Raw genomic sequence first — 11,649 nt, forward strand, 5'->3', positions numbered from 1 at the left:
CCCCGCGGTCCGGTTCGTCGACCTGCCCGAGCTGCTGGCCACCGCCGACCACGTCTCGGTGCACACCGCGCTCACCGAACGGACCCGCGGCCTCCTCGGCGAGTCGGCGTTCAGGCGGATGAAGCCGACCGCGCTGCTGGTCAACACCGCGCGCGGACCCATCGTCGACGAGGACGGGCTCGTGGCGGCCGTGCGGGCGGGCGAGATCGCGGGCGCCGCGCTCGACGTGGTGGGCGAGGAGCCGCTCCCACCCGGCAGCCCGCTGCGGGGCGTGGACGGCATCGTCGTCTACTCGCACATGGCCGGACAAACCGCGCAAGCCCGGGCCGCCGCAGGCCGCCGAGGGGCCGAAGAGCTCGTGGCGGCGCTCGACGGCCGACCACTGTTCCCGGTGAACTGACACGGAGAAAGAGGAACATGCACAGTCAACGGGTCACGTCGGTCCGCGTCCTGTCGCCGAGCGGCATGCTCGGCGCCGGGTGGGACCACGCGACGATCGAGCGCGGCATCGCACTGGGTGCCGACGTCATCAGCATCGACGCCGGGTCGACGGACTCCGGCCCCCACTACCTCGGCTCCGCGACCCCCAAGACGACGGCCAAGGCGGTGGCGCGTGACCTGCGCAGCCTGCTGACGGCCGCCTCCGCCGCGGGGATCCCCCTGGTCGTGGGCTCCTGCGGCACGAGCGGGACCGACAGCGGCGTCGACTGGGTCGCCGGGATCGCCGCGGAGGTGATGGCGGCGCAGGGCCTGGACCTGACGGTCGCGCGGATCTACAGCGAGCAGAACGCGGCCGAGCTGAAGGAGCACCTCGACGCGGGCCGCATCCACCCGCTGGCCCCGTTGGGACAGCTGCGGGCAGAGACCCTCGAGAGCTGCACCCACATCGTCGGCGCGATGGGGCACGAGCCGATCGTCGCGGCGCTCCGGGCCGGCGCCCAGGTCGTGCTCGCCGGCCGGGCCACCGACACCGCGGTGGCGGCCGCCTACCCGCTCATGAAGGGGATGCCCGCCGGGCCGACGTGGCACGCCGCCAAGATCGTCGAGTGCGGTGGCCAGTGCACCAGCAACCCGCGCGCGGGCGGGGTCCTCGCCACCATCGACGCGGACGGCTTCACCATCGAGCCGCTCGATCCCGCGGTGTCGTGCACGCCGCTCTCGGTGGCCGCCCACATGCTCTACGAGACCGCGAACCCGTTCGAGATGCGGGAGCCCGACGGCACCCTCGACGTCCGGGACGCCCGGTACACCGCGGTCGACGACCGGATCGTCCGCGTCGAGGGGTCGGCGTTCCACGTCGCCGACCAGTACACGATCAAGCTGGAAGGCGCCCGGATCACCGGCTACGAGACCGTGTCGTTCACCGCGATCCGCGACCCCCTCATCCTCGCCGACATCGACGCCTGGGCGGACCTGATGCGCACGATGATCACTTCTCGGGTGGGCCAGACGCTGGGGCTGGCGGACGACGAGTACGCTTTCGACCTGCGCCTCTACGGCCACAACGCGGTCCTGGGCGACCTCGAGCCCGAGAGCGGGCCGCCGCGGGAGGTCGGCGTGATGCTGCTCGTCAACGCCCCCGACCAGGCCACCGCCACAGCCGTCGCCAAGGTCGCCAACCCGCTGATGCTGCACCTGCCGACCCCGGCGATGGACTACCTGCCCAGCCTCGCGTTCCCGTTCTCCCCCGCGGAGGTCGAGCGCGGCGCGGCGTACGAGTTCGTGCTGAACCACGTCGTCGACTGCGACAGCCCCACCAGCCTGTTCCGGACCGAGATCGGGGAGCACGCGGATGTCTGAGACCACCCTCGCGGATCTCGCCCACGAGGTCCGGTCCAAGAACGCCGGCCCGTTCTGGGTCACCATGGAGCTGTTCATGCGCGACGCCGAGGGCTACCGGATCGCCGCGGACGAGTCGTTCCTCAACGAGCGCGTGCTCGCGGAGCTGTACCGGGTCGAGGAGCGCGTGATCCAGATCTTCCGGATCCCGTCGCTGAACGTCGTGAAGATCTCCTTCCCGCGCCCGATCAGCCAGGGCTCGCTGCGGGACCGCGACATGCACGCCGGCCAGCACCACGTCCCGCTCGCCCGGATGCCGATCAACCGGCCCGCCGACCGTGATCGCTGACGACCTCGGTTCCTGGGCGGCCGCGCTGCGCTTCGACGACCTCGGCGAGCACGCGGTCCACACGGTCCGGCAACGCCTGGTCGACACCGTCGGCTGCGGGCTCGGCGCGTTCGACGCCGAGCCCAGCCGCGCGGCGCGGCGTCTGGCCCGTGCCCTTCCCCCAGGACCGTCGACGGTGTTGGGCACTCGCGAGCGCGCCACCGCGGACATCGCCACGTTCGTCAACGGGACGATGGTGCGCCACCTGGACTTCAACGACGGCTACCTCGGGCTCGAGCCGGGACATCCCAGCGACAACATCCCGGCATGCCTGGCGGTCGCCGAGGCCGAAGGGTGCTCCGGCCGGGACCTCGTCACGGCGATCGCGCTCGCCTACGAGGTACAGGTCCGGCTACAGGACGCCGCGAACCTCTACCGCCGCGGGTGGGACCACGCGAACTACGTGCTCGTGTCCGCCACCCTCGCCGCGGGCAAGCTCATGGGGCTCGACGCCCGACAGCTCACCCAGGCGGTCAACATCGCCCTGAACGGGCACATCGCGATGCGCCAGGTCCGGGCAGGCGAACTGTCGTGGTGGAAGGGTTCCTCCGCGCCGAACGCCGCCAGGAACGGGGTCTTCTCGGCCTGGCTCGCGAGGGTCGGGTTCACCGGACCCGCCCCGATCTTCGAGGGCGAGATGGGGTTCATGCGACAGGTGAGCGACTCCTTCGCCCTGGAGCCACTCCAGTTCCCGCGTACCGCCGGCAGCCGTTACGCCGTGTCCAGGACGCTCACCAAACTGCTGCCGACCAACGGTGAGATGCAGACCGCCGTGTGGGCGGCGCTGGCCCTGCGCGAGGAGATCGCCGACCTCGACGAGATCGACCGCATCGTCGTCGACACCACGCACATCGGGTGGACGGTCCTGGGCAAGGACCCGGAGAAGTGGCGGCCCACCACTCGCGAGACCGCCGACCACAGCCTCCCGTACACCGTGGCCCGCGTGCTCGTCGACGGTGAGCTGACGGCGTCCTCGTACGATCCGGGCGCGCTCGCCGACCCCGCCGTCGCGGCGTTGACGGCCCGCGTCGAGGTTCGCGAGGACCCCGCGCTCACGGCGCTGCTGCCGACCCGCATCCCCAACCGGGTCACCATCCGCCTCACCTCCGGCGACGAGCTCGTCCGCGAGGTCCACGACGCCCCCGGCGGCCACCGGACGCCGATGACCGACGAGCAGTTCGAGAAGAAGTTCGCGGCCCTGGTGGAACCGCTGACGACGGCGGAGCGGTGCCGCCGGATGCTCGACGAGATCTGGCACGTCGACGTGGCGCCGACCGTCACCACCCTCACGAAGGCCCTGGTCGTCGACGACGGGCCCGACGGCCGATGAAACCAGCCCGCTCCTGCCCCGACCTGGAAAGGAAGATCTCGTGATCCGTGTCGAAGACCTGCCTGCCGCCCATCCCGGCCGCCGGCTGCTGACCGGCCGCACACCGTTCTTCGTCGCGCCGAGCGAACCGCGCTGCAGCTACTGCGCCTATGTCCCCAGGAGCTGGACCCCCGACTCCCGGATGCCGGTGCTGGTGGCCGTGCACGGCACCGGGCGCAACGTCGGCGCGCTGCGCGAGGGACTCATCCCCTTCGCCGACCGGCACGATCTCATCGTCGTGACACCCCTGTTCCCGGTCGGCATCGACGATCCGGACGACGTGCACAACTACAAGACCATCGACGCCCACGGCATCCGGTTCGACCGGGTGGTGCTCGAGATCCTGGAACAGGTCCGGGTCCGGTGGAACGCGCGGGTGGACACGGTGATGCTGTGCGGGCACTCCGGTGGTGGCCAGTTCGCCCACCGGTTCCTCTACCTCCACCCGCAGCGGCTCGCCGCCGTCGCCGTCAGCGCCCCGGGCAGCGTGACCCTGCTCGACGACTCGCTCACCTGGCCGGCCGGCACCGGCGACACCCGGCAGCGGTTCGGGATCACGGTGGACCCCGCCGCGGTCGCCCGGGTGCCGGTGCTGCTGGTCATCGGCGGCGACGACGACGGGCGGGCCGACCTGGCCGCCATGGGCCACCCCGGCCGCAGCCGCCCCGAGGAGCTCGACCGCCTGGCGGAAACCCTGGCAGGGCACGGAACCACGGTCCGGAAGGTCGAGGTCCCGGGGGTGGGCCACTCCGCCGCGGGAACCCAACCACCGATCACCGACTTCTTCGACGACCTGCTGGCCACCCACACCTGACCCAAGGTGCGAAGCATCGCCCGTACAGCAGCACATCCCGGCCCACCACGAGCGGTGCCGTCAGCGACGAGATCGGGTATCCGGCAGGCGGGGTGACAGGGTTCGCGGCTTGGTGGGCGGGCGGCCGAGGCCGTCGACGTGGTGCCGCCGCCCCGCGTGCACGAGGCCACCCCGGCCACGCCCCACGAGACGCCGAACGGCCAGGGCACCCATGCGGCGGTGGAGGAGGACGGCGCCGTCGGCGGGCAGAAGTCGGAGGGCAACCGCGGCACCGACGCCCGCGGCGGCGACCCGGTGGACGCCGTCTCCGGCCAGATGATCACCAGCGCCACCGACGTTGCGTTCCGCCCTTGGGCTTGCGGTGGGCCTTGATCCGATGGGGCTGCACAGCCCGTCGTCCGGGTAGGTCTGGCCGCCGCCCGCGTCGGTCGATCTCAGGGCATCGGCACGTTCGCGGTGTTGAGGTGTCTGTCGGTGCCGATCCAGGCGAGGGTCAGCCTGCCTCGGTGGCTGCAGACCGCCGGCGCGTGGCCGGTTCTGGCCTCCTCCAGCCGGATGGGTGTGCTGACGCGGTTCTCGGCCACTGTCAGCAGGTTCACCCGCTGGTCGGTGCCGGTCCAGGCCAGCAGAACGGCGCCCTGGTGACTGCACACCGCCGGCGCACGGAAGGTTCTGGCCTCCTCCAGCCGGAGGTGGGCTCCCGTCCCGCGTTCGTGCAGGGTCAGGAGGTTGACGCGGCGGTCGTTGCCCAGCCATGCCAGGACGTGGCTGTCCCGGTGGCCGCACAACGCCGGCGCCACCGCGCTCCTGGCCTGGCTGAGCCGGCTGGGCACGGTGGTCAGCAGGTTCACGCGCCCGTCCCTGCCCAGCCAGGCCAGCACCGGCGCTCCGCGCCCGGACGCCGCCACCGCGGGTGCCTGACGGCTCCGGTGCTCGAGGACAGTGGGGCTGGCGAACTCCCGCCCGTCCGCCACGAGGAGAGTGAGGGCGCCGCGATCACCGGTCCACGCGAGGTAGAGACGTTCCGGGGTGCCGACCAACGCGGGCGCGGTGTGGACCATGTCGGAGAACGAGTCGTCCATACTGGACTTGTCGTAGGCGTAGGTGCGGTGCGGAAGCCGGTGCGGGCGCGCGAACCGTTGGCCGTCCGGGGAGGACGTGAGGTTGAGTCTCCTGTCCGTGCCGACCCAGAGGAGGTGAACGCGGTCCCGCCAGCTGGTGAGCGCGCACGCCGTGGGTGACTTCTCGTCGAGCCGCACGTTCGCGAGCGTGGATGTCCGTCGTGTCATGGCCGGTCCACCTCGTCGGGTCCGGCGGAGGTGACGGTCACGCCGACAGTCTTTCGCTCTGTTTCCACAGCCGCAAGGCGATCGCGGGTGTCGTCATCGGGTCGCCGGCCGGGTGCGGGACGCGGTGGCGAGTCAGCTTCTGGTGGGGGCCGGGAGGATCCGGCTCAGTGCTTCCAGCGCGGGGCCGTAGCTGTGGTCCGGCGGGGTTGAGTAGCCGATGACGAGGCCGTCGTGGCCGGGCATGGTGGCGTCGGGGTGGCGGAAGGCGGCGAGCCCGTCCAGGGCGATTGCGTGTGCGGCGGCGGCGTCGACCGTGGAGGCCTCGGTTCCGGGTGGCAGGCGCAGTACCGCGTGTAGTCCGGCGGCGATGCCGGTGGATGTGATGTGCGGTGCGTTGGCGGCGAGGGTGTCGAGCAGGCGGTCGCGGCGGGTGCGGTAGTGCTGGCGCATGCGGCGGATGTGCCGGTCGTAGTGGCCGGAGCCGATGAACTCGGCGAGGGTGAGTTGGTCCACGACGCTCGCCCAGGCCTCTCGTTCGCCTTTCGCCGTCAGGACGGGGGTGACGAGGTGCTCGGGCAGCACCAGCCAACCGAGCCGCAGCGCGGGGGAGAGGCTCTTGCTCAGCGAGCCGAGGTAGATGACCCGGTCCGGGTCCAGGCCCTGGACCGCGCCGACTGGTTCCCGGTCGTAGCGGAACTCGCCGTCGTAGTCGTCCTCCAGGATCAGGCCGCCGCGGGTTCGGGCCCAGTCCACCGCGCTGACGCGTCGCCGCGCGTGCAGGGGACCGCCGGTGGGGAACTGGTGTGCCGGTGTGAGCAGTGCCGCCCGTACCCCGTCTCCCAGTTCGTCGGTGCGGGCGCCGCGGTCGTCGAGCGGGAGCGGGACCGTGCGCACGGCGGCCGTGTCCAGGATGCCGCGGTGGAAGGCGAGGCCGTAGGACTCCACCGCGAGCGGGCCACGCAGGACTCGACCGCCGAAGAGCAGCCGCAACGCGTGTGCGACGCCGGAGCACACCACGATCCGCTCCGGTGTCGTTCGTACGCCGCGCGCACGCGCCAGGTACTCGGCCAGTGCCCGGCGCAGTTCGGGGCGGCCTTGCGGGTCTCCCGGGCCGAAGGCGTCGTTGGGTGCGGCACCCAGCGCGCGGCGGGCGGCGGCCAGCCAGGCCGAGCGGGGGAAGGAGGCGGCATCGGGCTGGCCTTGCCTGAGGTTGTGCGCCGGCGGCGCCGCGCGCGCGGGCGTCGGCGTCGACCCGCGGGGCGCGCGGGCGGGTTCGGTGCGGGGCGCGACCCGAGTGCCCGAGCCTTGCCGGGCGACCAGCCATCCCTCGGCGACCAGTTCGGCGTAGGCCTCGGCGACGGTGTTGCGCGCGAGCCCGAGATCGGCGGCGAGCGAGCGGTACGGCGGCAGCCGGGTGCCCGGCGTGAGCCGTCCGTCCCGGATCGCCGCACGCAGCGCCCCGATGAGCGCCGCGCGGCGGCCACCGGAACCGGCCAGCTCCAGATGCAGGTCACTGCCCAGCCGCGCCGCCAAATTGACCCACGAATCCGCCACGGAAATGAACTGTATCGAAGGTCTTTCCCGGCCATAGCGTGATGGCCATGACACCGAACACGACACCGGCCACGGCACCGACGGAGTTCCGCCGTCCCGCCGCGGCACTGGCCCTGCTGGCCTTCGCCCAGCTGATCATCTCGCTGGACCACAACATCGTGTACGTGGCGCTGCCGCAGCTCGGCTCGGCGCTCGGGTTCTCCGCCCACACGCTGCAGTGGGTGATCAGCGCCTACGCCGTCGCGTTCGGCGGGTTCCTGCTGCTGGGCGGGCGGGCCGTGGACCTGTTCGGCCCGCACCGGATGTTCGTGCTGGGACTGGCGGTCTACGCGGTGTCCTCGCTGGCCGGCGGACTGGCCACCGCACCCCTGCCCCTGGTCGCCGCCCGCGCGGCGCAGGGGCTGGGCGGCGCGTTGCTGTTCCCCGCGACGCTGACCCTGGTCTCGACCGGCTTCGCCGCGGGCCGGCAGCGCAACCGCGCCTTCGCGGTCTGGGGCACGGCCGGCGGCAGCGGCATGATCCTCGGCTCGCTGCTCGGCGGGGTGCTGACCGACGCCTTCGGCTGGACCGCGGTCTTCTTCGTCAACGTGCCGCTGGCCGCCGCGGCCGCCCTGCTGGCCGTGTCATTGGTCCCGCGCCGCACCACGGCCCGGACCGGCCGCCGCTTCGACGTGGCCGGGGCGCTCACCGCGACCGCCGGGACCGCGCTGGTGGTGTTCGCGCTCGTGCAGGGACCCGAGTCCGGCTGGACGGCGCCACCGGTACTGCTCGCCGCGGCGACCGGTGTGCTGCTTCTGGTGGCGTTCGCGGTCATCGAGTCCCGCGGCGCGGACCCCCTGCTGCCGCCGCGGCTGCTGCGCGGCCGGGACCTGGGCACCGGTGTGCTGGTCACCTTCCTGTACATGGGGACCTTCGGCACGCTGCTGTACTTCCTGACCGTCTACTTCCAGGTGGTCCACGGCTACGACGCGCTGGACACCGGCCTGGCCTTCCTGGTGCCGATGGCCGCCATCGTCGCCGGCTCCCAGCTGGGCGGGCGGCTGGCCACCGCGCGAGGCACCCGCACCGCGATGATCGCCAGCCTGGTGGTCGGCGGCCTCGGCACACTGCTCGTGGGCCTGAGCCTGTCCACCGGCGGCTCCTACCTGGCGCTGTTGCCCGGCCTGGTCGTCCTGGGCGTCGGCCAGGGCGCCGGCTACACGCTGATGTTCGGTGCCGCCACCGCCGCGACCCCCGCCGACCAGCAGGGCGTGGCCTCCGCCGCCGCCTCCACCGCCCAGCAGGTCGGCGGCGCCGTCGGCCTGGCCGTCCTGGTCGCCATCGCCGGCGCCGCCACCAGCGGCCTGTCCGGCCCGGCGCTGCGCGCGGCCACCACCGAGGGGCTGCGTACGGCCGTGTTCGTGGCCGCTGCCGGAATCGCCCTCACCGCCCTGGTCGCCCTCGGCTTCACCCCCGCCAACACACCCGTCGACACCGACACGGTCCACCGCACCGCTGCCTGACTCACACAAGGAAAAGATCATGAACGCCGTACACACGCTGCCCTCGGTCGTTCGCGGCCGCGTCCTGCTGCCGAACGACACCGACTTCGACGCCGCGCGCCGCCCGTGGAACCTGGCCGTGGAGCAACCGGTCGCGGCCGTGGTCGAGGCCGCCGACGCCGACGACGTCGCCGCGCTCGTCCGGCACGCCCGCTCGACCGGGCTGGGCATCGCCGTCCAGCCGAACGGGCACGGCGCCACCGGCCGCACCGACGGCACGATCCTGCTGCGCACGGGAAAGCTGGACACCCTGGAGATCGATCCGGCCGCCCGCCGAGCCCGCGTCGGGGCGGGCGTGCCGTCCGGACGACTGCAGGCCCTCGCCGCCCGGCACGGGTTGACCGGCCTGCCCGGCAGTTCCCCGGTCGTCAGCGTCACCGGCGTCGCTCTCGGCGGCGGCCTGAGTTGGTTCGGCCGCGCGCACGGCTGGGTCTGCGACAGCGTGACCGCCTTCGACGTCGTCGACGCCGAGGGACGGCAGCGACACGTCACCGCGGCGTCCGACGCGGACCTGTTCTGGGCGCTGCGTGGCGGCGGCGGGGACTTCGCCATCGTCACCGCCCTGGAGATGGCACTGCACCCCGCGCCGCGGCTGTACGGCGGTCGCGTGCTGTGGCGCGCGGACCACGCGCCCGAGGTCATGGCCGCCTACCGGCAGATCACCGCCGCGGCCCCCGACGAGCTGACCGTCTGGCTGGACCTGCTGCACTTCCCCGGCAGCGACCCCATGGTCGCCGTCGACGTCACCTACCTCGGCGACGAAGCCGAGGCCCGCGACCTGCTCGGCCCACTGCGCCGGCTTCCCCAGCCGCTGTCGGACAGCAGGCGGGTCATGCCGGTCGCCGAACTCGGCACCATCACGGCCGAACCCACCACCCCAGGCCCCGGTCTGTCCCGCGGCGAACTGCTGACCGAAGTGGACGACGCCGCGGCCAAGACACTGCTCGCCGATCCCATCGCCCCGCTGCTGAGCGTCCAGATCCGGCACCTGGGTGGCGGGTTCGCCCGCCCGTCCGACACACCGCACGGCCCGCTGACCGAGCCCTACGCCCTCTACCTGTTCGGCATCCCCACCGACCCGGCGGTCGCCGAGGCCGTCACCGCCAGGCAACGCGCCCTCGCACACGCCCTACCCGTCAGCGGCCGCAAACCGTTGACCTTCCTCAACCCCACCGAGACCGCGGCCGACGCCTTCACCCCCACCGCCCTGACCCGGCTACGCGACCTCAAACACCGCCACGACCCGCACAACACCATCCGCGGCAACTTCCCCGTCCACAGCTGACCCGCAGGCGCGCGGGCGACGCGGTTCCCGATCATCCGGTCGGCCGCGGCGTCGGGTCCGCCGGTGGTGTTCGGCCCAGCGGGCGGCCGGCCGGGCGGCGAGTCCGGGGAGGCGGCACCCGGCCTGGCGGGCGTCAGTCAGCGCCCACTCGCGCGTCACCGCGATTTCCTGGAATTGCTGTGATGATTCGGCGTCCTGGCCGGTCGAAAAGGGATGATTCGACGGTGGTGCGCTGTCTCGTACCTGGGTCGTGCATCCAGCCGGCCTGCCGGCCATACACCGGCGAGTAGGAGACGTAACCCATGAGCTCGCCGTCGATGGTGCCGACGAACAGCCTGCGGTGCGGCTGCATCCGGCCGCCGTGCTGGCCGGTCGGCCAGATCTCGTTCGGCACCGGCGATGTCCGGACCCGCGTCGAGCGGTTCCCCCGGCACGGAGCCAACCACGACGGGAAGGTGGTGGACTGTCCTTCGCCGCACGGGAACAGTGCCTTGCGTGGCGTGGCGATGCTTTCCCACGACGACGGCTGGGCCGTCGGTTGCGCCGGTGCCAGCACCCTGGTCGTCCACTGGGACGACCACGGCCTGACGACCGTCAACCCGGTGGTCCGCCCGCGGGACAACGTGGCCTCCGCCCTGGAGGACCTCACCGCGGAAACCCACCACATGATCGCGGTCGGATGGCACGTCGGCGCCCGCTCACCGGAGCAACAGCCCGCGGCCTACCTGGCGACGGACTGAGCTCGCCCCGCTTGCCGACGCCGTCGGCAAGCGGCCGCGGCCGCGAACTCGGATCGCCGCGCCAGCCGCCCGGTCCCGCGACCTCGACCGCGGGCCGGGCGCCGCGGACCGGGACGACCACGTTCGTCGAGGGCTGGGAGTCAGGACACGGTCGGCAGGAGTTTCGGGGCGTGCCGGGCCGGGTTCGCCGTCTCGTACGCGGCGGCGAGGGCGAGCAACGTCGCGTCGGACCACCGGCGGCCGAAGAACGAGACGTCGATCGGCAGCTCACCGGCGTAGCCGGCCGGGACGGCGATGTTCGGGTAGCCCGACACGGCCGCCGGGCCTGAGGACTCCAGCAGGAAGCCGTCGTCGCCGTGGCCGTAGGTGGTGCGCCACGCCGGGCCGTTGGTCGGGGACATGATCGCGTCCAGGTGGTTGGCGTCCATCGTCTCGTCGATGGCTCGGCGGGCCAGTGTGGTCGCGGTGGCCCGCTGGCGCTGGTAGGTCGGGTCGTCGGTGCCGGGCGCGGTCAGCGCCTGCTCGAACAGCTCCTGGCCGAACCGGCTCAGCTCGACGGGGTCCGCGCGGTCGAACGCCACCAGGTCGGCGATCGTCCTGGGCGCCCCGGGCCGGTGTGCCAGGTAGGCCGGCAGGTCCCGGGTGAACTCGGTGAGCAGCGCGGGGCCCTCGGCCGCGCCGAACTCCTCGCGGTAGGGCAGTTCGACCTCGACCACCGTGGCGCCCCGGGCCCGCAGCACCGCGACCGACCGGGCGACGACCCGGTCGACGTCGGGGTCGATGCCCGCCTGGCGCCAGACGCCGATCCGCGCCCCGCGCAGCGCGCCCGGGCGCAGGTAGCGGCTGTAGTCGGTGGGCTGGCCGGCCGGGTAGTTGGCGGTCGCCGGGTC

12 protein-coding genes are annotated in these 11,649 nt (G+C 73.0%); 9 read left to right on the top strand and 3 right to left on the bottom strand.

Annotated features, from left to right (window positions below; translation table 11 throughout):
* From ACJ73U_RS27280 to ACJ73U_RS27305, 6 genes are all read left to right on the top strand, one after another.
* On the top strand, window positions 1–400 hold a 400-nt coding region (locus ACJ73U_RS27280), incomplete at its 5' end, for an NAD(P)-dependent oxidoreductase (RefSeq protein WP_407780576.1).
* Between the two features lie 17 nt (window positions 401–417).
* Window positions 418–1,800: an acyclic terpene utilization AtuA family protein gene (locus ACJ73U_RS27285; RefSeq protein WP_407780577.1), complete on the top strand. Its 1,383-nt coding sequence runs from the start codon at window positions 418–420 to the stop codon at window positions 1,798–1,800.
* Window positions 1,793–2,128: a DUF4387 domain-containing protein gene (locus tag ACJ73U_RS27290; RefSeq protein ID WP_407780578.1), complete on the top strand. Its 336-nt coding sequence runs from the start codon at window positions 1,793–1,795 to the stop codon at window positions 2,126–2,128. The genes ACJ73U_RS27285 and ACJ73U_RS27290 overlap by 8 nt, the downstream gene beginning before the upstream one ends.
* The gene (locus ACJ73U_RS27295; RefSeq protein WP_407780579.1) at window positions 2,118–3,497 is read left to right on the top strand and encodes an MmgE/PrpD family protein; all 1,380 of its coding nucleotides are present in this window, start codon (window positions 2,118–2,120) and stop codon (window positions 3,495–3,497) included. The genes ACJ73U_RS27290 and ACJ73U_RS27295 overlap by 11 nt, the downstream gene beginning before the upstream one ends.
* Before the next feature lie 40 nt (window positions 3,498–3,537).
* Window positions 3,538–4,350, top strand: coding sequence for an alpha/beta hydrolase (locus tag ACJ73U_RS27300; RefSeq protein ID WP_407780580.1), 813 nt, complete (start codon window positions 3,538–3,540; stop codon window positions 4,348–4,350).
* A gap of 138 nt (window positions 4,351–4,488) precedes the next feature.
* Entirely contained in the window at window positions 4,489–4,722 is a 234-nt protein-coding gene (locus ACJ73U_RS27305; RefSeq protein ID WP_407780581.1) for a hypothetical protein, read from the top strand.
* A gap of 62 nt (window positions 4,723–4,784) precedes the next feature.
* Here the strand turns inward: ACJ73U_RS27305 and ACJ73U_RS27310 are convergent, their stop codons facing one another.
* Both ACJ73U_RS27310 and ACJ73U_RS27315 read right to left on the bottom strand, forming a co-directional pair.
* Entirely contained in the window at window positions 4,785–5,639 is an 855-nt protein-coding gene (locus tag ACJ73U_RS27310) for a hypothetical protein (RefSeq protein ID WP_407780582.1), read from the bottom strand.
* Window positions 5,640–5,771: 132 nt separating this feature from the next.
* Window positions 5,772–7,193: a PLP-dependent aminotransferase family protein gene (locus ACJ73U_RS27315; protein WP_407780583.1), complete on the bottom strand. Its 1,422-nt coding sequence runs from the start codon at window positions 7,191–7,193 to the stop codon at window positions 5,772–5,774.
* Between the two features lie 47 nt (window positions 7,194–7,240).
* Here ACJ73U_RS27315 and ACJ73U_RS27320 point away from each other — a divergent pair, with 47 nt between their 5' ends.
* From ACJ73U_RS27320 to ACJ73U_RS27330, 3 genes are all read left to right on the top strand, one after another.
* Window positions 7,241–8,695 carry an MFS transporter gene (locus tag ACJ73U_RS27320; protein ID WP_407780584.1) on the top strand — a complete coding sequence of 485 codons (1,455 nt, stop codon included), beginning with the start codon at window positions 7,241–7,243 and terminating at the stop codon, window positions 8,693–8,695.
* Window positions 8,696–8,714: 19 nt separating this feature from the next.
* Window positions 8,715–10,019, top strand: coding sequence for an FAD-binding oxidoreductase (locus ACJ73U_RS27325; RefSeq protein ID WP_407780585.1), 1,305 nt, complete (start codon window positions 8,715–8,717; stop codon window positions 10,017–10,019).
* Window positions 10,020–10,321: 302 nt separating this feature from the next.
* Window positions 10,322–10,759, top strand: coding sequence for a hypothetical protein (locus ACJ73U_RS27330; protein ID WP_407780586.1), 438 nt, complete (start codon window positions 10,322–10,324; stop codon window positions 10,757–10,759).
* Between the two features lie 140 nt (window positions 10,760–10,899).
* Here the strand turns inward: ACJ73U_RS27330 and ACJ73U_RS27335 are convergent.
* Window positions 10,900–11,649: amidase family protein (locus ACJ73U_RS27335; protein WP_407780587.1), on the bottom strand; the 750-nt coding region annotated here is incomplete at its 5' end.

It is taken from the genome of Actinophytocola sp., from assembly GCF_045807065.1.
Lineage (GTDB): Bacteria > Actinomycetota > Actinomycetes > Mycobacteriales > Pseudonocardiaceae > Actinophytocola.